Annotated in this window: 18 protein-coding genes and 1 pseudogene; 11 read left to right on the top strand and 8 right to left on the bottom strand. The window is 65.6% G+C overall.

The window, feature by feature from the left end:
• Positions 1-17: 17 nt before the first annotated feature.
• The 6 genes from rsgA to ING15_RS12750 form a co-directional block, all read right to left on the bottom strand.
• Positions 18-1,052, bottom strand: coding sequence for a ribosome small subunit-dependent GTPase A (gene rsgA / locus ING15_RS12775; protein ID WP_206455208.1), 1,035 nt, complete (start codon positions 1,050-1,052; stop codon positions 18-20).
• A gap of 242 nt (positions 1,053-1,294) precedes the next feature.
• Complete coding sequence (locus ING15_RS12770) at positions 1,295-1,438, bottom strand: hypothetical protein (protein WP_206455207.1); 144 nt, start codon at positions 1,436-1,438, stop codon at positions 1,295-1,297.
• Between the two features lie 254 nt (positions 1,439-1,692).
• Entirely contained in the window at positions 1,693-2,595 is a 903-nt protein-coding gene (gene argB / locus ING15_RS12765) for an acetylglutamate kinase (protein ID WP_206455206.1), read from the bottom strand.
• Between the two features lie 100 nt (positions 2,596-2,695).
• Positions 2,696-3,115, bottom strand: coding sequence for a type II toxin-antitoxin system VapC family toxin (locus ING15_RS12760; protein ID WP_206455205.1), 420 nt, complete (start codon positions 3,113-3,115; stop codon positions 2,696-2,698).
• Positions 3,115-3,363, bottom strand: a complete 249-nt coding sequence (locus ING15_RS12755; RefSeq protein WP_206455204.1) for a type II toxin-antitoxin system VapB family antitoxin — start codon at positions 3,361-3,363, stop codon at positions 3,115-3,117. The genes ING15_RS12760 and ING15_RS12755 overlap by 1 nt, the downstream gene beginning before the upstream one ends.
• A gap of 94 nt (positions 3,364-3,457) precedes the next feature.
• The gene (locus ING15_RS12750) at positions 3,458-5,356 is read right to left on the bottom strand and encodes a propionyl-CoA synthetase (RefSeq protein WP_206455203.1); all 1,899 of its coding nucleotides are present in this window, start codon (positions 5,354-5,356) and stop codon (positions 3,458-3,460) included.
• A 264-nt stretch (positions 5,357-5,620) separates the two neighbouring features.
• Between ING15_RS12750 and ING15_RS12745 the strand changes: the two genes are divergently transcribed.
• The 10 genes and pseudogenes from ING15_RS12745 (at position 5,621) to ING15_RS12700 (ending at position 16,499) form a co-directional block, all read left to right on the top strand.
• Positions 5,621-6,451, top strand: a complete 831-nt coding sequence (locus ING15_RS12745; RefSeq protein ID WP_206455202.1) for a hypothetical protein — start codon at positions 5,621-5,623, stop codon at positions 6,449-6,451.
• A gap of 115 nt (positions 6,452-6,566) precedes the next feature.
• Positions 6,567-6,764, top strand: coding sequence for a type II toxin-antitoxin system HicA family toxin (locus tag ING15_RS12740; protein ID WP_206455201.1), 198 nt, complete (start codon positions 6,567-6,569; stop codon positions 6,762-6,764).
• A complete protein-coding gene (locus ING15_RS12735) occupies positions 6,761-7,186 on the top strand; it encodes a type II toxin-antitoxin system HicB family antitoxin (RefSeq protein ID WP_206455200.1) in 426 nt (141 codons plus the stop codon). Before ING15_RS12740 ends, ING15_RS12735 begins: the two co-directional genes overlap by 4 nt.
• The gene (gene xylB, locus ING15_RS12730; protein WP_206455199.1) at positions 7,183-8,640 is read left to right on the top strand and encodes a xylulokinase; all 1,458 of its coding nucleotides are present in this window, start codon (positions 7,183-7,185) and stop codon (positions 8,638-8,640) included. The genes ING15_RS12735 and xylB overlap by 4 nt, the downstream gene beginning before the upstream one ends.
• A 475-nt stretch (positions 8,641-9,115) precedes the next feature.
• Positions 9,116-12,040: a DNA polymerase I gene (gene polA / locus ING15_RS12725; protein ID WP_206455198.1), complete on the top strand. Its 2,925-nt coding sequence runs from the start codon at positions 9,116-9,118 to the stop codon at positions 12,038-12,040.
• Positions 12,037-12,762, top strand: a complete 726-nt coding sequence (gene pyrF, locus ING15_RS12720; RefSeq protein ID WP_206455197.1) for an orotidine-5'-phosphate decarboxylase — start codon at positions 12,037-12,039, stop codon at positions 12,760-12,762. Before polA ends, pyrF begins: the two co-directional genes overlap by 4 nt.
• Positions 12,763-12,822: 60 nt before the next feature.
• Positions 12,823-13,116, top strand: a complete 294-nt coding sequence (locus tag ING15_RS12715; protein ID WP_206455196.1) for a DUF1330 domain-containing protein — start codon at positions 12,823-12,825, stop codon at positions 13,114-13,116.
• Between the two features lie 115 nt (positions 13,117-13,231).
• Entirely contained in the window at positions 13,232-13,753 is a 522-nt protein-coding gene (locus tag ING15_RS12710) for a GNAT family N-acetyltransferase (RefSeq protein ID WP_206455195.1), read from the top strand.
• 93 nt (positions 13,754-13,846) lie between these two features.
• Positions 13,847-15,067: pseudogene (locus tag ING15_RS19860) on the top strand (polyhydroxyalkanoate depolymerase); the annotation flags it as partial.
• Between the two features lie 1,084 nt (positions 15,068-16,151).
• Complete coding sequence (locus ING15_RS12700; protein ID WP_206455193.1) at positions 16,152-16,499, top strand: hypothetical protein; 348 nt, start codon at positions 16,152-16,154, stop codon at positions 16,497-16,499.
• A gap of 118 nt (positions 16,500-16,617) precedes the next feature.
• Here the strand turns inward: ING15_RS12700 and ING15_RS12695 are convergent, their stop codons facing one another.
• Positions 16,618-18,789: a malate synthase G gene (locus ING15_RS12695; RefSeq protein ID WP_206455192.1), complete on the bottom strand. Its 2,172-nt coding sequence runs from the start codon at positions 18,787-18,789 to the stop codon at positions 16,618-16,620.
• Between the two features lie 200 nt (positions 18,790-18,989).
• Here ING15_RS12695 and ING15_RS12690 point away from each other — a divergent pair, with 200 nt between their 5' ends.
• Positions 18,990-19,940 carry a TAXI family TRAP transporter solute-binding subunit gene (locus tag ING15_RS12690; protein WP_206455191.1) on the top strand — a complete coding sequence of 317 codons (951 nt, stop codon included), beginning with the start codon at positions 18,990-18,992 and terminating at the stop codon, positions 19,938-19,940.
• Positions 19,941-20,013: 73 nt separating this feature from the next.
• On the opposite strand, the gene ING15_RS12685 is transcribed toward ING15_RS12690, so the two are convergent.
• Positions 20,014-21,198 carry a CaiB/BaiF CoA transferase family protein gene (locus ING15_RS12685; RefSeq protein WP_206455254.1) on the bottom strand — a complete coding sequence of 395 codons (1,185 nt, stop codon included), beginning with the start codon at positions 21,196-21,198 and terminating at the stop codon, positions 20,014-20,016.
• Position 21,199: the final 1 nt, after the last annotated feature.

Raw genomic sequence — 21,199 nt, 5'->3', positions numbered from 1 at the left:
AGCGCGGCTTCGGCGAGTCAACGCCTGTTCTTGCGCCCGCCGCCTGAGCGGCCGGCCCAACCCGTCTCGGCGCGGTCATTGTCGGCGTTCTCGTCTTTCAGCTTGCGCCAGCGTGCCAGCCGTTCGGGATCGATGTCGCCGGCGATAACGCCGGCCTGAACCGCGCATTGCGGCTCGTGCGCATGGGTGCAGTCGCTGAACCGGCATTGCGGCGCGCGCTCGGTGATCTCCGCGAACAGCCGGTCGAGACCGTCGGCCACATCGCTGACCTGCAACGTCCTTATCCCCGGCGTATCGATCACCCAGCCGCCGCCCGCGATCGCGTGAAGCGAGCGCGCGGTGGTCGTGTGCCGCCCCTTGGAATCGTGTTCGCGCACGGCGCCGGTCAGCTGCGGCGCCGCCGCGGCCGATCCGACCAGCGTATTCACCAGCGTCGACTTGCCGACACCCGATGATCCGACCACCGCCACCGTCTGTCCGCGTGCGCACCACGGCGCCAGCGCCAGCGCCGCCTCGCTTGCCTTGGGATTGACGATCACCACGTCGAGGCCGCGCTGCAACGCGCTGGCCTGGCGATGAAAGGCGTCCGGGTCGGTCGCGAGATCCGCCTTCGTCAACAGGATGACCGGCTCTGTTCCGGCCTGGTTGGCGACAGCCAGATAACGCTCGAGCCGTGCCGGATTGAAATCGGCGTCGCACGATGTGACGATGAACAGCGTGTCGATGTTGGCGCCGGCACATTGCGGGACATGCGTGCCGGACACCCGGCGCTGGAGGATCGACCGGCGGTCGAGGCGGCGATGGACGAGGAGCGTCTCGGGATCGACCAGCACGAAGTCGCCGACCGCGAAGTGGCTGATCGGGATGTCGGCCGGCAGCACCGGCTCGACAGGACCTTTGGGTGACATGGCGGTGATGCGCGAGCGATGAATTTTGGAGACGCGCACCGGCTGGAGACCCTCGTCAGCCGATGTCAGCTGTTCTGCAAAGAACGCGGACCAGCCCAGATCCGACAGCGGATCGTCCCGGACAGGCGCGACGGGATCGATCATCGGTCTGCCCGACGGCGTCCGCGACCGATCTCGAAATACCAACCGAGGAAGGCCTGCGAAGGGTAAGGCGTCGCCTGTTTCCGCTGCACCGTGCGTTGATCCCGATCTGGAGGTTACCGGCCGTTCCACCGCTCACACCCGCATGTCCGCGACGGTGTTCAGCGTCGTCCCGAACCGACGTGGCGATGGGATAGACCTTCGTCCTTGCATATCCGTACCCCGAAGGATGCCGGACGGAGGGATCAGTCCCGCGGTTCCGGGGCCTCTGGGGTGGCGGCTGCCTGCTCCTTGGCGGCGGCCTTCGCCTCGGCCTTCGCGGCCTTCTTGGCGGCCTTGGCTTTATCGCGTTCCTGACGCTCGAAATCGAAATTGGGCTTTCTCGGCATCGTGGCTCCTTTTCTTCTCTGTCGATATTGCCGCCGATCCGGCCCGCGACCCATGCCGGCCGAAGGCGGATACGGCGTTCTGGTCGATCGGCGACCGGATGGACACCCCGATTTTGGTTATCCGTCGGTTTGCCTGGATCGCCAGTCTACAACGCAGGTCCCTGGATGGCGAGGAATTGCGTTTCAGGAAGTGCTGCCGTGCGACCAAAGCGGCGACGCTGACCGGAGTATTCCGGGCCCAGGCCTGATGTCCATCACCGCACGATGAGCGTGCCCGCCCCGTGCTTGGTCAACAGCTCCAGCAGGACGGCGTGGCGCTTCTTGCCGTTGAGGATGACGACGCCCTCGACGCCGCGCTCGATCGCCTCGATGCAGGTCTCGACCTTGGGGATCATGCCGCCGGAGATGGTGCCGTCGCGAATGAGGTTTTTCGCCTCCGCCACCGACAGCTCCTTGATCAGCTGGCCGGATTTGTCGAGGACGCCGGGCACGTCGGTGAGGAACAACAGGCGCGAGGCTTCCAGCGCGCCGGCGATGGCGCCGGCGAAGGTGTCGGCGTTGATGTTGTAGGTGGCGCCGTCGCGGCCGGGGGCGACCGGCGCGATCACCGGGATCATCTCCGAGCGAGCCAAAAGGTCGAGCAGCGTGCGGTCGACCTCGACCGGTTCGCCGACAAAGCCGAGATCGAGAACCCGCTCGATGTTCGAGTCGGGATCGACGACGGTCTTACGGGCCTTTTCGGCGAAGACCATGTTGCCGTCCTTGCCGCAGAGGCCGATCGCCCATTCGCCCTCGGCGTTGATCAGGGCGACGATCTCCTTGTTGATCGAACCGGCGAGAACCATTTCGACGATCTTTACCGTCTCCTCGTCGGTGACGCGCAGGCCGCCCTCGAAGCGCGATTCGATGCCCATCTGGGTCAGCATCCGGCCGATCTGCGGGCCGCCGCCATGGACGACGATCGGGTTGACGCCGGACTGCTTCAAGAGCGCGATGTCGCGGGCAAACGCCTGACCCAGCTCGGGATCGCCCATGGCGTGGCCGCCGTATTTCACCACGACGGTCTTGTTCTCATAGGCCTGCATGAAGGGCAGGGCCTGAGCGAGCAGGCGCGCCTGGGTCTCGCCATTGTCCTGGGGCAGGGCGGCATCACTCATGAACGGTCTCCGGAACCCGTGCTTATGGGCTGCGCCGGGCTTCTAGCCGGAAACGGCGCGAAGAGGAACCGGGGCGCGGCGGCGGTGTCTTCGGCTAAGATCATGCCAGGTCGGTCTTCGCGAAGTCGTTGCCGGTGTAGAGAAGGCGCGCGCCGATTTCCTTGGCGCTGGCGTAGATGAAGCAGTCGCCGAAATTCAGATCAGCCGGGTGGCCGACGATCTTGCCATAAGTCGCAGCCGCCCGCAGGGCGCGCGCCGCCGTTTGTGGGCCGACGGCCACGACCTCGAGCGTGTTGGCTTTGACAAATTCAAGCACGACGATGTCCGCCGCGGCGATCTCTTCCGTCGTCGGGCGGCGGCGCGGATCGCATTTGGCGCGGGCCAGGCCGAGCGTCGCCTCGAACAGCGCAAGGGGCGAGGTGTACAGGGGCGAGTCCGCCTCTTCGATCGCGCGCTTCAATCTCTCCGCGTCGGGCTCGCGGTTGAGAATCGCCACGATCGCCGAGGCGTCGATCATCATCAGGCGTCGTCCCACATTGCGTCGGTGAAGGCCTTCAGGTCGAAGGGAAGCGTTTGCGACGAGCCAAGGGCATCGGCCATCGTCATCACTTTGGCGTTCCGGTCGTCGAACCGCTCGGGCCGGCGCGCCCGACGCAACTCGTTCCGCAGCGCCCGTCGGACGGCGTCCGTCTTGCTCTTGGCCCCGGTCATGGCGCGAAGCTTCCTAGCGAGTTCGTCGACTTCAGGGTCCCGGATGTAAAGCGCCATGATCAAATCTCCGCACTGTATATTCATATCAGAAAAGTATATACAGATGCGAGGCCTTGCAAGGTCCGCCGCTTGTTCGGGGCCGGCAGATCCCTCACCCCACCGCGCGCTTGACGTCGTCGATGGCGCTCGCGTCCTCGATCGTCGCCGGCATGTCGAACGGATCGTGGTCGACGATCGCCTTCATCGTGCGGCGCAGCACCTTGCCGGAGCGCGTTTTCGGCAGCTTGTCGACGACGACGACGCGCTTGAAGGCGGCGACAGGGCCGATGCGATCGCGCACGATGGCGACGAGTTCACGCTCGATCTCGGCGCGATCCTGCCCGTTGGTGTTCTTGAGGACGACGAAGCCGCAGGGAAGCTCGCCCTTCAGATCGTCGCGCATGCCGATGACGGCGCATTCGGCGACCGCCGGATGGCCGGCGACGGCCTCCTCCATCTCGCCGGTCGACAGGCGGTGGCCGGCGACATTGATCACGTCGTCGGTGCGGCCCATGACGTAGAGATAGCCCTCCTCGTCGAGGAAGCCGCCGTCTGAGGTCGAGTAATAGCCGGGAAAGGCCGACAGATAACCGTCCCGGAAACGGTCCTCGGCGTTCCACAACGTGGGCAGCGCGCCCGGCGGTAGGGGCAGTTTCACCGCGATGGCGCCCATTTCGGTCGGCGCGGCCTCCTTGCCCGCCGCGTCGAGCACATGAATTTCGTAGCCGGGCATGGCGACGCCGGGGCTGCCGCGCTTGATCGGCAGCAGGCCGAGGCCTTTTGGGTTCGCCGCGATCGGCCAGCCGGATTCGGTCTGCCACCAATGGTCGATCACCGGGCGGTCGAGCGTCTTTTCCGCCCAGATCAGCGTATCCGGGTCGGCGCGTTCGCCGGCGAGGAACAGTGCCTCGAATTGCGACAGATCATATTGCGTGGCCAGGGCGCCCTCCGGGTCTTCCTTGCGGATGCCGCGGATCGCCGTCGGCGCGGTGAACAGCACCTTGACGCCGTGTTCGGCGACGACCCGCCAGAAGGCGCCGGCGTCGGGCGTGCCGATCGGCTTGCCCTCGTAGAGCACCGTTGTGCAGCCTTTCAGGAGCGGCGCATAGACGATGTAGGAATGGCCGACGACCCAGCCGACGTCGGACGCCGCCCAAAACACGTCGCCGGCCTTGGCGCCGAAGATCGCGTCCATCGACCAGTGGAGCGCGACCATGTGGCCACCATTGTCGCGCACGACCCCCTTCGGCTTTCCGGTCGTGCCCGAGGTGTAGAGAATATAAAGCGGGTCGGTCGCCTTGAGGGCGAGGCAGGGCACGTCGCGGCCGGCATCGATCTCGGCGAAGGCGTTGTCACGCGAGGCCACCCAGTCGTGATCACGACCCTCGACCATGGTGCATTCACGTTGAGGCCGCTGCAGGACGATCGTTGCCTGCGGCTTGTGCGTCGCCAGTTCGATCGCCTTGTCGAGCAGCGGCTTGTATTCGACCTGCCGGGTCGGTTCGATGCCGCAGGAGGCCGACAGGATCAGCTTTGGGGTGGCGTCATCGATCCGGGTGGCGAGTTCGCGCGCCGCGAAGCCGCCGAACACCACCGAATGGATCGCGCCGAGCCGGGCGCAGGCCAGCATGGCGACGATCGTTTCCGGGATCATCGGCATGTAGATGATCACCCGGTCGCCCTTCTCGACGCCGAGATCGGTCAGGCTCGCCGCCAGGGCCTTCACCTCGCGCAGGAGCTCGCCATAGGTGATGCGCCGCTTGGTGCCGGTGACCGGGCTGTCGTGGATGATCGCCGCCTGGTCGCCGCGGCCGGCGTCGACATGGCGGTCGAGGGCGTTGAAGCAGGTGTTGCATTCGCCATCGGGAAACCAGCGGCCATAGACCCCGGCATCGGCGTCGAGCGCGCGGGTCGGCTCCTTCGTCCAGGCGAGATCCCGCGCGGCTTGCATCCAGAAGCCTTCAGGATCCTTGCGCCAGGAATCATAAACCTCGTGGTAGCGGCTCGCCATGTCCGTTTCTCCCGATCGCGTCGTGGCTTGCGTTGCCGCGGCCGTGACGCTTTTCCTCGGGCGGCAGTCTACTTGGCGGCGTCCGGAACGGAAATGCTGCTTTCGGCCCCATTGTTCGCGGACCTTAGAATCGAGTTGCGGCCCTTTGGCGTTTCTTTCTAAGCTCGCAAGCGGATGCGGCGTCTCGGAGGAGGGGCGCCGATGTCGGCGGTGAGGAAGACACTTGCGCGACAGGATAAATGGGTCGTAGGGCGATTCTGGCGTATGCCGCTCTGCGTCGGCAAGTTCCGCGCGATGCGTGCGGCGCCTGCGGTCATTGCGGGCCTCGTTTGGGTTGGCTTTGGCATGGGCGACGCCGCCTATGCCGGCGCCTGGCCGCGAGAAAAAGGCGCCGTCCAGGCGATCGTCACCGGCCTCTATTCGCAAGCCGACACGGCCTTCGATGCGGATGGCGCTCCCGCCCCGCGACCGGATTTCGAGAAAGGCGCGGTCGCAATCCTCGTCGAATACGGCCTCACGGAAACCTTCACGCTGCTCGGCGAGGGCGAGTTCGGAGCCGAGCGCGAGGGCGATCTGCCCTTCGCGCGGCCGGCGTTGTCGCATGTGGGGATCGGCGGCCGTCTCCGCCTGTTCGAAGCGGACGGCTTCGTCGCCTCCGGCCAGATTTCGGCGCGGGTCGAGGATGCCTTCGGCGCGGCCGACGCGGCGGTCGACACCTTTGGTTGGGACGCGCCGCAAATCGAGGCGCGGGCGCTGGCCGGCTACGGCTTCAGGGTCGGTGACTATCCTGCCTTCGTCGACGCGCAAGCGGCCTATCGCTACCGGGTCGGCGACGGGCCGGACGAAGTGAAGCTCGACCTCACCTTCGGCGTCCGGCCGTGGTCGAATATCCTGCTGCTCGCCCAGGGCTTTGCAACCTTCTCGGCCGGCGGCGGCGAGGATGTCGAGACCTATGCCTACCACAAGGCACAACTCTCGATGGTCTACGATGTCAACGAACGTTGGTCGCTGCAGGCGGGCGGCTTCGCCACCGTGGCCGGGACCAACGCGATCAAGGAACGGGGCTTGATCACCGCCCTCTGGTATCGTTTCTGATGACGAGCGGCGGCGGGTAGCCGCGCTGCGGCCGGCAGGAATATCTGGAGCGCGTGGTGAACCGGTATGTGTGAGGGGACTTGTAAGAGCATGACTAGGATGTGTATTTATACACATGGATAGTCGTCGCGTTCTTGCGCGGCTTCTGGCCGACGGCTGGGTTGAGGTTCGCCAGCGCGGCAGTCACCTGCAGCTGAAACATCCCGAGAAGCCCGGCCGGGTCACGCTTCCGCATCCCAAACGCGACCTCCCTGTCGGAACGCTGCGGAGCATCGAAAAACAGGCCGGAATCGATTTGAGGCGCAACCCATGACCGAATACATCGCGATCCTTCACAAGGAGGCGGAGAGCGATTTCGGGGTCTCCTTCCCCGATCTGCCCGGCTGCGTGACGGCGGGGCGCGATCTGGACGAGGCGCGCGCCATGGCCGAAGAGGCGCTCGCCCTTCATATCGAGGGGCTGATCGAGGACGGGGCGCAATTACCGCTGCCTTCCTCGCTCGAAACCATCATGCGGGATCGGCGGTTCCGGGATGGCGTCGCCGTGCTCGTCGAAGCGCCGGCGCGGACCAAGCGCTCGATACGCGTCAATGTCACGCTGCCGGAGGCGGATCTGGAGGCGATCGATGCCTATGCCCGCGACCACGGCCTGACGCGGTCTGGTTTTCTCGCCGCCGCTGCGCGACGGACGCTTGGTCGAAGCGACAAGCCCCGCAAGGGTGTAGCAGACCGATGACCACCTTTCTCGGCCTCGACCTCGGTACATCCTCGCTGAAGGCGCTTTTGATCGACGATAAACAGCGCGCCATCGCGTCCGTCTCCGTGCCGCTCGACGTCGAGCGGCCGCGCTTCGGCTGGTCGGAGCAGGACCCGGCAAGCTGGATCGCCGCCTGCGAAAACGTCCTGGCGAAGCTGAGGGCCGAGCACCCGGAGGAGCTTGCCGCCGTCGCCGGCATCGGCCTGTCGGGCCATATGCACGGGGCGACGCTGCTGGGGGCGGACGATCAGGTGCTGCGCCCCTCGATCCTGTGGAACGACACGCGCAGCCACGAAGAGGCGCGCGAACTCGACGACGCAGAATCGCGCGCGATCACCGGCAATATCGTCTTTCCGGGGTTCACCGCACCGAAACTGGTCTGGGTCGCGCGTAACGAGCCGGAGATTTTCGCCAAGGTTCGAAAAGTGCTGCTGCCGAAGGACACTCTGCGGCTCTGGCTCACCGGCGAGGCGGTGTCGGAGATGTCGGACGCCGCCGGCACGTCGTGGCTCGACACCGGTAAGCGCGACTGGTCGATCCGCATGCTGGAGAAGACTGGCCTGTCGCTCTCGCACATGCCGCGCCTTGTCGAGGGCACCGCGGTTTCGGGCGGTCTCAGGCCGGAACTCGCCGCCGCCTTCGGGATGAAGGCGGGAACGGTTGTCGCCGGCGGAGGCGGCGATAACGCGGCGTCGGCCTGCGGTGTCGGCGTCGCCGAACCCGGCACCGGCTTTCTGTCGCTCGGAACCTCCGGCGTCCTGTTCACCGCGACTGCAGGCTACGCACCGGCGCCGGAGACGGCGCTGCACACCTTTTGCCACGCCATCCCCGGCCTCTGGCACCAGATGGGCGTGACGCTGTCGGCGGCGGGCTCGGTTGAGTGGCTGTCACAACTCCTGCGGGAAAAGCCGGAGGCGCTGACCGGCGCGCTCGGCGAGGAACTCGCCGATCCGGGGCGGCTGGTGTTTCTGCCGTATCTGTCGGGGGAGCGCACGCCGCACAACGATTCCGAGATCAGAGGCGTCTTCGCGGGTCTGGAGGCGGGTACCAACCGTGCGGCGATGACGCGGGCGGTGCTAGAAGGCGTCGCCTTTTCCATGCGCGATTGTCTGGAGGCCGGCGGCGCGGAAGCCCGGCCGGAACGGCTGATCGCCGTCGGCGCGGGCTCGCGCTCGGCCTATTGGCTGAAACTGATGGCAACGGTGCTCGGCTGCGAGATCGCGCTGCCGGAAGCGGGCGATTTCGGCGCGGCCTTTGGCGCGGCGCGGCTCGGCCTGTGCGCGGCGACCGGTGCCGATCCCGCATCGGTCATGCGCGAGCCGCCGATCTCGCGGCGTTTCGCGCCGGAGCGCGACAAGGCCGACGCCTATGACGCCGCCTGGCGCCGATATCGCGCGCTCTATCCGGCTGTGAAGGCGGCGACGGCAGGGTAAAGGGATGGCGGCACCGACGGATTTGCGACGCGGACCGCAGCGTCACAATGAAGGTTAACCCCGAACGCAAAGAGAGCCGCCGCGGCCTGGAGGGGGATACACCGCAACGACTCTCTCGCTTCTATCGAACGAGGGCCCTGGAGAGGGGGAAGAGGGCCGCATCGCTCTCAATTCGGCTTAAGCGGGGGACGTGCTTCGGCCGAACGCGACGCCTTGAGGCATCGCCTAAGCTAAAATGCGACTCGGGTGGAAATAAATCAAGGGAGCGCATCCGCGCGCGCGTCACATACCCGTGATGGAAAGCTTAATTCGCGGTAATGAACAGGGCGCGGTCGCACAATGCAAGCGGCAGATTTCTTGCGGCCAGCAATCCTCCCGCCGCGCGATCTTGGTCGTCCGTCCGGCCAACGCTCCCAACGCACGCCCCGGCGCCTGAGCGATGGACTTGGGGCGGGCGCCAAGCTATCTCCGGCGCATGCAAAAAGGCGATCATCTCTTCCTCGTCGACGGCTCGGCCTACATCTTCCGGGCCTATCACGCGCTGCCGCCGCTGACCCGCAAATCCGACGGCCTGCCGGTCGGCGCGGTCTCCGGCTTCTGCAACATGCTGTGGAAGCTGGTGGAGGAATCGCGCGACACGTCCGTGGGCGTCGCGCCGACGCATTTCGCAGTGATCTTCGACCATTCCTCCACCACCTTCCGCAACGAACTCTACGACCAGTACAAGGCCAATCGCGAGGCGCCGCCGGAAGACCTTGTGCCGCAGTTCTCGCTGATCCGGGAGGCGGTGCGGGCCTTCGACCTGCCCTGCATCGAAAAGCAGGGTTTTGAGGCCGACGACCTGATCGCGACCTATACCCGCCACGCGCTGGAAGCGGGCGGTGACGTCACCATCGTGTCGTCCGACAAGGACCTGATGCAGCTCGTCGGGCCGTGCGTCATCCTCTACGACCAGATGAAGGACAAGCGGCTCGGGCCGGAGGAGGTGAAGGAGAAGTTCGGCGTCTATCCCGACAAGATGATCGAGCTGCAGGCTTTGGTCGGCGATACCTCCGACAACGTGCCGGGCGTGCCGGGCATCGGCCCGAAGACGGCGGCGCAATTGCTCGATGAATATGGCGACCTCGAAACGTTGCTCGCCCGCGCGCCGGAAATCAAGCAGACCAAGCGGCGCGAGAACCTGATCGCCTTCGCCGAGCAGGCGCGGCTGTCGCGGCAGTTGGTGACGCTCGACTGCGCGACGCCGCTCGACACCCCGCTCGACGATCTGTTCATCCACGAGCCGGACGGCGAGAAGCTGATTTCATTCCTCAAGGCGATGGAGTTCACCACGTTGACCCGGCGCGTCGCCGCCCGGCTCGACACCAACGCCGCCGAGGTGGAAACCGCCGACATCACCGTCGAAGGCCCCGCCCGCGGGCCTGACCTCGACCCCGCCGCGCCCGCCGAGCCGCATGGCCACGGCGAGACGCTGCTGCCCTTCACGCCGGCCGGGCTTGTCGAGAGTCGCAAGGCGGCGGCAACGGCCGTGTTCGACCGCTCGGCCTATGTCACGATCCGCGATGCCGCGACGCTGCAAGCCTGGATGGCGGAAGCGCGCGAGGCCGGCATTCTCGCCTTCGATACCGAGACCAGTTCGCTGTCGGCGATGAATTGCGACCTCGTCGGCGTCTCCTTCGCCACCCGTCCGGGCCGCGCCGCCTATCTGCCGCTCGGCCATGTCTCGCCCGCCGGCGCGGCGGATCTTCTGTCGGACAAGTCGGAGGAGGACGAGATCGGTCCGCAGCTCTCCCTGGATGAGGCGCTGGCGATCCTCAAACCGGTGCTCGAGGACGCGTCGATCCTGAAGATCGGCCAGAACTTCAAATATGATTACCTCGTCCTGCTCCAGCACGGAATCACCGTTCAATCCTTCGACGACACCATGCTGATCTCCTATGCCCTCGATGCCTCGGCCTCGCTCGACGGGCACGGCATGGACGAATTGTCGGAGCGCTTCCTTGGCCACAAGCCGGTCTCCTACAAGGAACTCTGTGGTTCCGGCAAAGGCGTGAAGGCGATCGCCGCCTGCCCGATCGACAAGGTCACCGAATACGCGGCCGAGGACGCCGACGTGACGCTGCGCCTGTGGCAGGTTTTGAAGCCGCGCCTCGTCGCCGAGGGGCTCGCCTCGGTCTATGCGCGGCTGGAACGGCCGCTAGTGCCGGTGCTGGCGCGCATGGAACAGCGTGGCATCAAGACCGACCGGCAGATCCTGTCGCGTCTATCGGGCCGTTTCGCCCAGAAGCAGGCGGGGCTAGAAGCCGAGATCGCCGAGATCGCCGGCGAGGCGTTCAATCCGGGTTCGCCCAAGCAGCTCGGTGAAATACTGTTCGGCAAACTGAGCCTGCCGGGTGGCAAGAAGACCAAGAGCGGTCAGTGGTCGACCGACGCGCGGGTGCTGGAGGATCTGGCGGCCGAGGGACATGAGCTGCCCCGCCGCATCGTCGACTGGCGCCAGCTCAGCAAGCTGAAGGGCACCTATACCGACACGCTTCCCGCTCACATGGACGCTGAAGGCCGGATCCACACCTCCTACGCCATGGCCTCGACGACGACGGGGCGGCTCTCCTCCTCCGAGCCGAATTTGCAGAACATCCCGGTGCGAACCGAGGAGGGCCGGGCGATCCGCACCGCCTTCGTCGCGCCCAAGGGCAAGAAGCTGGTTTCGGCCGATTACAGCCAGATCGAACTGCGTATCCTCGCCCATATCGCCGACATTCCGCAGCTCAAGGAGGCGTTTCGCGAGGGGCACGACATCCACGCGATGACGGCATCGGAAATGTTCGGCGTGCCGGTGGAGGGCATGCCCGCCGACGTGCGACGCCGGGCCAAGGCGATCAATTTCGGCATCATCTACGGCATCTCGGCCTTCGGCCTCGCCAACCAGCTGTCGATCCCGCGCGAGGAGGCCGGGCTCTACATCAAGCGCTATTTCGAGCGCTTTCCGGGCATTCGTGACTACATGGATGCGACGAAATCCTTTGCGAAAGAACATGGCTACGTCGAGACGCTGTTCGGCCGGCGGGCGCATTATCCCGACATCAGGGGGCCGAATCCGTCGGTACGCGCCTTCAGCGAGCGCGCCGCGATCAACGCGCCGATCCAGGGCACCGCCGCCGACATCATCCGCCGCGCCATGATCCGCATGGAGCCGGCGCTCGCCGCCGCCGGCCTGTCGGCGCAGATGCTGTTGCAGGTGCATGACGAACTGATCTTCGAGGTTGACGAGGAGGAGGTCGAGGCAAGCCTGCCGGTGATCAAGCAGGTGATGGAAGGGGCGGCGCTGCCGCGCGTCGAACTCACCGTGCCGATCGAGGTCGAGGCCAAGGCCGCCGACAATTGGGAGGAAGCCCATTGAGCGACGCGAACGCCGGCAACGCCGCGCGCGACAGGCTGATCGTCGGGCTCGACGTGTCGACCCGCGCCGAGGCAGAGACGATCGTCGAGACGCTCGGCGATGCCGTGTCCTGGTACAAGATCGGCTATCAACTCGCCTATGCGGGCGGGCTGCCGCTGGTCACGGAGCTTGCGAATGCCGGCAAGCGGGTGTTCCTCGACCTGAAGCTCCTCGACATTCCCAACACGGTCGCCAAGGGCGTCGACAGCGCGCTTGCGCTCGGCGCGTCGATGCTGACCATCCACGCCTATCCGCACGCCATGCGGGCCGCCGTCGACGCCGCCAAAGGTTCGGAGCTGTCGCTGCTCGGCGTCACGGTGCTGACCTCGCTCGACGACGGCGATCTGAAGGCGGCCGGCTATGCCCATGGTGTTTCGGATCTGGTGCGGATGCGGGCGGAGCAGGCACGCGACATCGGCATGAGCGGGATTGTCTCGGCAGCGCACGAGGCGGCGCCGATGCGCGCGCTGATCGGGTCTGAGATGGCGATCGTCACGCCTGGCATCCGGCCGGCCGGGGCGCCCGCCGGCGATCAGAAACGGGTGTCGACACCGGCCGACGCGCTTGGATCAGGGGCATCGCATCTCGTCGTCGCCCGGCCGATCGTCGCGGCCGGGAACCCGCGCCAGGCCGCGACGGGAATCCTCGACGAGATGGCGGCGGCGCTCGCCTCCACAGCGTAGGGACGCATTGCAGCAAAGCGCCGACCGGAGGGGCCAGGCGCTGAATGGGAGCAAGGACGCATGGCTAAAGGTTACTGGATCGCACGCGTCGACGTGCGCGACCCCGAGGGATACAAGGGCTATGTCGAGACCGCCGCGCCGGCATTCCGCGAATATGGCGCAAAGTTTCTCGCCCGTGGCGGCGAGTTCGAGGCGCTGGAAGGAACCGCGCGCGGCCGCAACGTCGTCATCGAGTTCGACAGCGTCGAGACCGCCAAGGCCTGCTACCACAGCGACCAATACCAGAAGGCCAAGGAGATCCGGCAGCGCTATGCCGATGCCGACATGATCATCGTCGGGGGCTATGAGGGGTAGCGGATCGCATTGATACAAGGGCGCCGATCCGCAGGCGATGCGATGCGCGAAGCGCCCTTGGGCATGAGAACAGGTGGGTGGTTTGCCAAGCCGCCGCCCACCGCATGGTGTCGCGATGGCGAAGAAGCCTGGCCGTAAGGCTTTCAAGAGTCTGGCGCCGAAAGGCTACCGCATTCGGATGATGGAGCCCGGCGAGGCCGAGGCCTTGCTGGCGATCCGGCGCAAGGCACGGCCGGCGGCGCCGGCGTTGCCGGAATTCATCCGCTTCTTATTGTCGCATGAGATTTTCGTCCTCGCGTCCAAGCGCGACGGCCGACCGGTCGGTTTTGCCGCCGCGCGGGAGCACGGCGACGTCTGCCTGCTTGTGGAGCACTGTATTGCAACGCCGCCGGCCGCCCCTGTCGGCGAGGCGCTGATCGCGGCTGTGACCCAAAGGGCACGCTGGTTCGGCCTTTTGACGGTTGGCATACCTGCTACTGTCGACAACCCCCGCAATGCGGCGTCCAATGAACGTGACGGATTCGTGACGGTCTCGCGTAAGGAACTTGAGGATAGACTGCCGCATCGGAAGGCGACCGGAGCGAGCGAGGTCGGTGATCTCGACACCCCGATGATATGGGTCAAATGGCTCTCATGAAGCGAATCAGCTGGAAAAATCCTCGCAACGTCCCTAAATTTGTGCGTTGCAGCAAATTCTGCTAGATTCAATCGGAAGGCATGGCGGGAGTTGATGTTGTACCACTTTTACGAATGGAATCACGCGGCGCTCACTCCGCTTCGGGCCATGGCCGACGTCACCCGGCTGTTCTACCAGAACCCGCTCAATCCGCTGTCGCAGACCACGGCCGGGCGCTCCATCGCGGCGGCGGCCGAGCTGTTCGAGCGGACCACGCGGGTCTACGGCAAACCGGAATTCGGTATCGAGGAGACCTTCGTCGCCGGCCAGCGGGTTCCCGTCCAGGACCGGGTGGTCTGGGAGAAGCCCTTCGGCCGAATGCTGCATTTCGACCGGGAACTGCCCAAGCGGCACGGACCGGACCCGCGGTTTCTTCTGGTCGCGCCGATGTCCGGCCATTACGCCACGCTGCTGCGCGGCACGGTGGAAGCGCTGCTTCCCTATGGCGAGGTCTACATCACCGACTGGACCGACGCCCGCAAGGTGCCGGTGACCGACGGTCGCTTCGACCTCGACGACTATGTCGACTATCTCATCGAGATGCTCCAGTTCCTTGGACCTGACACCCACATCATCGGCGTCTGCCAGCCGGCCGTCCCGGTGATGATGGCGGTGGCACTGATGGAAGCGGACGAGGACGATTGCACGCCCGCGACGATGACGCTGATGGGCGGTCCGATCGACACAAGGGTCAATCCCACGGCGGTCAACCAGATGGCCGAGGAAAAGGGCATCGACTGGTTCCGCGACAACGTCATCATGACCGTGCCCTTCCCGCAGCCGGGCTTCATGCGGCCGGTCTATCCCGGCTTCCTGCAGCTGACCGGCTTCATGTCGATGAACCTCGATCGGCACATGACGGCGCACAAGGAATTCTTCTGGCATATGGTGAAGGATGACGGCGACTCGGCCGACAAGCACCGCGAGTTCTACGACGAATACAACGCGGTGATGGATCTGACCGCCGAGTTCTATCTCCAGACCGTCGAGGAGGTGTTCATCAAGCACTCGCTGCCGAAAGGCGAGATGATGCATCGCGGCAAGCGGATCGACCTGACCAAGATCAGGCGCACGGCGCTCTTGACCGTGGAGGGCGAGAACGACGACATCTCCGGCGTCGGCCAGACCGAGGCGGCGCAGCGGCTCTGCTCGAACATCCCGGCCGACATGCGCGTCCACTACGTGCAGCCGAAGGTCGGTCATTACGGCGTCTTCAACGGCTCACGCTTCCGCGCCGAGATTTGCCCGCGCATCGTCGACTTCGCCCTGACACACGGGACCACCCACGCCAACGCGACCCAGCCGCACAAGGATGTGGCGCCGCGGCGCGAGGGCGCCGTCGCCGAGCGGGAGGCAAAGGCCGAAAAGCTCGGCAAGGCTATCGTCGGAGAGGCCGAGGTCGCCAAGCTGGCCGCCGCCGATGCAGCGCTTGCGGCGACGGAGCCCGCGACGAAAGCCAAGGTCAGCACCGCAAAGACCCCGAAGGCCAAAAGCGGGGCTGCTTCCGCCAACGGCGCGAAGAGCACGGCATTGAAAGCCAAGGCCGCTCCGGCGAAACGTGGCAAAGCCAAGCCCGTCGCCGAGCCGACCCGGGTCGCTCAACCGAAAAGCGACAAGCCGAAAGCGCGTAAAGCCAAGGCCAGACGTGCGGCGAACGATGCGGCGCCGAACCTGTTCGCGGAATCGGCGCCGGCCAAGCGCGCCGTCGCGGCGCCGTCGGCCAAGTCCGCGGATGCCGAGCCGAAAAAGGCCGCTTCCAACGCCGAGCCGAAGCTCCAGCAGGAGGCGGCGAAGAAGAGTGGAGGCGAGTCGGGCAAGTCCGCTGCGGCGGTGAAGCCGGCCGCGACCAAGACCGCGGCTCAACGCGTTTCCACATCGCGAAAGAGCGAGCCGGTGCAGCCGGCGGCCAATTCGGACGCTCCGACGACGACGGCGCGTCTCAATCGCCGTGCTCGCCGGGCCGCCAGTGCCGCCGCCAAGCCGCGAACCCGCCGGTAGTTCTGGGCGGAGCGCGTGCCGCTCCCGTTAAATTCCATCCAGCGAAGCCGCTCGAGGGACGTGCCTCCGGCGGCTTTCTCATGCGCGTCAGCTGGAGCTTCATTCCGGCTGGAGGCAGAGAGAGGTCCGTTGATGCATCGCCGACCCTGGTCCCGGTAAGGCCATCTCGGACGCTCCGGCGTCGACCGTCCGCAAGTAGGATCGGAGGCCGCATGTGTGAAGGAAATACGCCGCGTCGGTGTCCGTAAGGGGGCCATATCACGGCGCCGTGATATTTATGCTCCGACGCCGGAACACTCTCGTTATCAGCGGGTTAGAGGTGGCGACAGGGACAACTCGATTCGAGAAAAAGGAACTTTCCATGTTCAAGACCACAGCACTCGCCGCCACCTTCGCGCTCGCCATGGGTGGCTCCGCCTTCGCCCAGAGCAATAGCGGCGGCGGCAACAACAGTCAGTCGGAGGGACTCGTCAATGTCACGCTGGGGGACGTGGTCGTCAGCCAGATCGCCCAGGACTTGAACGTCGATGTCTCGCAGATTCCGGTGACCGTCGAAGTGCCCGTAGGCGTCGCGGCAAATGTCTGTGACGTGACGGCCAACGTCCTGGCGTCGGACAAGAAGACCGACGAAGGCGCTACCTGCGACGCTTCTTCCTCGTCACAGGCGCTGACCCAGGTAGTGCAGAAGCAGATGAAGTCGCAGCAGTAATCGCGCTGCCAACGAAGATCGAAGGCCCGTCGCCGCGCGACGGGCCTTTTTTCCATTCAAACATCCCAGTCGAGCCGGCCAAGTTTGCGCCCCGCGCCGTCACGTCGCGATGAAAGCGTCAGGACGCCGTCCGCGCCTTCTTCTCCAGCCGGCGGCGATGCAGAACCGGCTCGGTATAGCCGGAGGGCTGTTCACGTCCCTCGAAGACCAGATCGCAGGCCGCCTTGAAGGCGATCGAGCCGTCGAAATTTTCGGCCATCGGCTGGTAGTTCGGATCGCCGGCGTTCTGCTCGTCGACCTTCCTGGCCATCTTCTTCATGGCTTCCATCACCTCGTCCCTGGAGACGACGCCGTGATGCAGCCAGTTGGCGATGTGCTGGGAGGAAATCCGGCAGGTGGCGCGGTCCTCCATCAGGCCGACATCGTTGATGTCGGGCACGGTCGAGCAGCCGACGCCCTGATCGATCCAGCGCACCACATAGCCGAGGATGCCCTGCGCGTTGTTCTCGACCTCGCCTTTCACCTGCTCCTCCGGCCAGTTGGCGCGGTTGGCCAGCGGAATGGTCAGGATGTCGGAAAGGATCGCCCGCCGGCCCTTCTGGGCGATCGCCTGCTGCCAGGCGAGCACGTCGACCTTGTGATAATGCGTCGCGTGCAGCGTTGCCGCTGTCGGACTCGGCACCCAGGCAGTGTTGGCGCCGGCCTGGGGATGGCCGATCTTCTGTGCCAGCATGTCGTGCATCCTGGCCGGCATCGCCCACATGCCCTTGCCGATCTGCGCCTTGCCCGTGAGGCCGCAGGCGAGGCCGACATCGACGTTCCAGTCCTCATAGGCCTTGATCCAGGTGCGGTCCTTCATCACCGTCTTGCGGACCATCGGACCGGCTTCCATCGAGGTGTGGATCTCGTCGCCGGTGCGATCGAGGAAGCCGGTGTTGATGAAGAACACCCGGTGCTTGGCCGCGCGGATGCACTCCTTGAGATTGACCGTGGTGCGGCGCTCCTCGTCCATGATGCCCATCTTCAACGTGTAGCGAGGCAGGCCGAGAAGATCCTCGACGCGGCCGAAGATCTCGTCGGAGAAGGCGACCTCGTCCGGTCCGTGCATCTTCGGCTTGACGATGTAGATCGAGCCGGAACGCGAATTGCGGAGGCCGCCGGTCTTCTTGAGGTCGTGCATCGCGATCATCGCCGTGATCACCGCGTCCATGATGCCCTCCGGCACCTCGCTCCCGTCCTTGAGCTGGATGGCCGGGTTGGTCATCAGGTGGCCGACATTGCGGATCAGGAGCAGCGAGCGGCCCGGCAGGGCGAGGGGCGCGCCGTCGGCGCCGACATAGTCGCGATCCGGGTTCAGCCGCCGCGTCACCGTCTCGCCGCCCTTTTCGAAGCTGTCCTCAAGGTCGCCCTTCATCAGGCCGAGCCAGTTGCGATAGACGGCGGTCTTGTCCTCCGCGTCGACCGCGGCGATCGAATCCTCGCAGTCGCAGATCGTGGTGATCGCCGATTCCATCACCATGTCGGCGACGTTCGCCGGGTCGTTCTTGCCGATGCGGCTGGTCGCATCGATGGTCACTTCCAGATGCAGACCGTTATGCTTGAACAGCAAGGCCGTCGGCGCCGCCGCGTCGCCGCGATAGCCGGCGAAGGCTCCCGGGTTCTTCAGCCGCGCCTGCTTGCCACCGTTGAAGGTGGCGGCGAGCGTGCCCTCCTCGACCGAATAGGCCTTCACGTCGATATGCGAGATGCGATCGAGCGGGGCCAAGCCGTCGAGGAAGCTCTTCGCCCAGGTGACGACGCGCGCTCCTCGCGCCCGGTCGTAGCCCTTGCCCTCGGGAAGGTCGCCCATCGCGTCGGTACCGTAGAGCGCGTCGTAGAGCGAGGCCCAGCGGGCATTGGCCGCGTTCAGCGTGTAGCGCGCGTTCATCAGCGGCACGACGAGCTGCGGACCGGGGATCAACGCGATCTCCGGATCGACATTGTCGGTCTCGATGACAAAGTCCGGACCCTCCGGCACAAGATAGCCGAGATCGCTCAGGAACGCCTTGTATTCCTTCATGTCGATCGGCTTGCCGCGGCGCTCGCGGTGCCAGTCGTCGATCCTGGCCTGCATGTCCTCGCGGACCCGCAGCAACTCGCGGTTGCGCGGCGCCAGCCCGTTGAGGATGTCCGAGGTCCCTTTCCAGAAGACATCCGGCGCGATCCCGGTATCCGGCAAGGCTTCGGAGTCGATGAAAGTCTTCAGGATGGTCGCAACTTTGAGGTCGTGGACGTCGATCATGTCGGACATGCGGGTTCTCCGATATTGCGTTGCGGGAGGACATCCGACATGGCGCGCGTGAAGTCAATTCGGCGGAGGACGCAGGCACGCCACGCGCGGCGGCGCTACCCGGCGCCGAAGCCCCTGGATGGCACTGCCCTTGAGGTTTTGCCGCCGGCTGTTACAAATCGGCGATCGGGCCGCCGTGGCCCTTTTTGGGAGGACACTTCATGAAGCTATTCAACCGTCTCGCCGCTTCGGCACTCGTCGCGGGCCTTGCCATGGCGCCGGCCGCGGCCTCGGCCCAGCAGTTCATCAATGTGCTCACCGGCGGCACGTCCGGCGTCTACTATCCGCTCGGTGTCGCGCTGGCCAAGGTTTATGGCGACAAGATCGAGGGAGTGAAGACCCAGGTCCAGTCGACCAAGGCCTCGGTCGAGAACATCAATCTGATCGCCCAGGGACGCGGCGAGATCGCCTTCGCCCTCGGCGACTCGGTCAAGGCCGCCGCCGAAGGCAACGCCGACGCCGGCTTCCAGCAGCCGGTCGAGAAGCTGCGCGCCATCGCCGCGATCTATCCCAACTACGTCCAGATCGTCGCCTCCAAGGATTCCGGCATCACCGATCTGGCCGGTCTGAAGGGCAAGGCGCTATCGGTCGGCGCACCGGCCTCGGGTACCGAACTCAACGCGCGGGCGATCTTCTCGGCCGCGGGCATGAGCTATGAGGATCTCGGCAAGACCGAATATCTGCCCTTCGCCGAGTCGGTCGAGCTGATCAAGAACCGCCAGCTCGACGCGACGCTTCAGTCGGCCGGCCTCGGTGTCGCCTCGATCCGCGATCTCGCCTCGTCGCTGCCAATCACGGTCGTCGCGGTTCCAGCCGACATCGCCGAAAAGCTCGGCGCGCCATTCCAGGCAGCGGAAATTCCGGCCGGCACCTATGATGGCCAGACGGAAGCCGTTCCGACGCTGGCGATCACCAATATCTTGGTCACATCGAGCGACGTCGACGAGGAGCTGGTCTACCAGATGACCAAGCAGCTGATCGAAAACCTGCCGGAGCTGGTCGCTGCCCACAATGCGGCGAAGTCCATCGATCCGGCCAAGGCGGCCAAGAACCTGCCGGTCGCGCTGCATCCCGGCGCCGAGCGCTACTACAAGGAAGCTGGCCTGCTCTAAAGGGTAGCCGTTGTTTCACGTGAATCGGCCGCGTGTCCGAAAGGGCACGCGGCCGTTTTCATTTGCACGGCGGTCAGATCACGCCGTCGTCCCGTAACGCCGCGATCTCGGCGGACGAATAGCCCGCCTCGGTAAGAACCGTGTCGGTGTCGGCACCGAGATCCGGCGCTGGATGGCGGATGACGCAGGGCGTGTCGGAGAATTTGATCGGAAAGCCGGTCATCCGAACCGTGCCGTGGCCCGGATGATCGATGTCGAGGACCATCTCCTGATCCCGCACCTGCGGGTCCTCGAACACCTCCGCGAGCGTCTGGACCCGGCCGCAGGGAACGCCAGCGGCGTTCAGCCGCGCGATCCAGACCGCTTGACTTTCGTGACGCATGGCATCGTCGATCATCGCATTGACCTCGGCGCGGCGTTCGACCCGCTTGGCGTTGGTATCGAAGCGCTCATCCTCCAGCATCGCCAACAGCCCGGTCGTCTCCAGGAACCGGCGCAGGATCGGCGTGGTCGACGCGGCGACCGCCACCGGACCGTCGGACGCCTGGAACAGCCCATAGGGCGAGGCGATCGGGTGATCGTTGCCGGTCGGCGGCGGCGTCTGGCCGGTGGCGAGCTGGGCGGCCGACAGATAGGCCATCATCGAGATCATGCCGTTCATCATGGACGATTCGACCGCTTGGCCGTGGCCGTCGCGATCGCGTGTCCTCAACGCCGCGACGATGCCGAGCGCCGTATAGAGACCGGCGATGAGATCGGTCAGTGGTGGTGCGGCGCGGATCGGACCGCTTTCCATCGTCCCGTTCACCGCCATGAAGCCGGACATCGCCTGGGTGATAAAATCGAAGGCCGGCCGCTCGCTATAGGGGCCGGTGGTGCCGTAGCCATTGACCGAGCCGACGACGAGCCGCGGATTGATGGCGTCGAGGCCGGCGCGGTCGAGCCCCATCGCGGCGAGGACGCCGGGCCGGAAATTCTCGACCAGCACGTCGGCCTCGGCCAAGAGTTTACGCAGGACGGCTTTTCCCTCCTCGCGCTTCAGGTCGAGCGTCATCGAGCGCTTGTTGCGGTTGAAGCTGGCAAAGTACCAAGACATGCCGTCGATGATGGCTCCCTGGCCGCGCACGTGATCGCCCGTCCCAGGCGTTTCGATCTTGACGACATCGGCGCCGAGATCGCCGAGGATCATCGAACAGAACGGGCCGGAAAGAATCCGCGTCAGATCGACGACGCGAATGCCGGCGAGCGGCTGCTCCATG

It is taken from the genome of Aurantimonas marina (genome assembly GCF_017183135.1).
Taxonomy (GTDB): Bacteria; Pseudomonadota; Alphaproteobacteria; order Rhizobiales; family Rhizobiaceae; genus Aurantimonas; species Aurantimonas marina.
The sequence above is the reverse complement of the archived record's forward strand: the minus strand, read 5'-3'. Positions and strand labels throughout refer to the sequence as shown.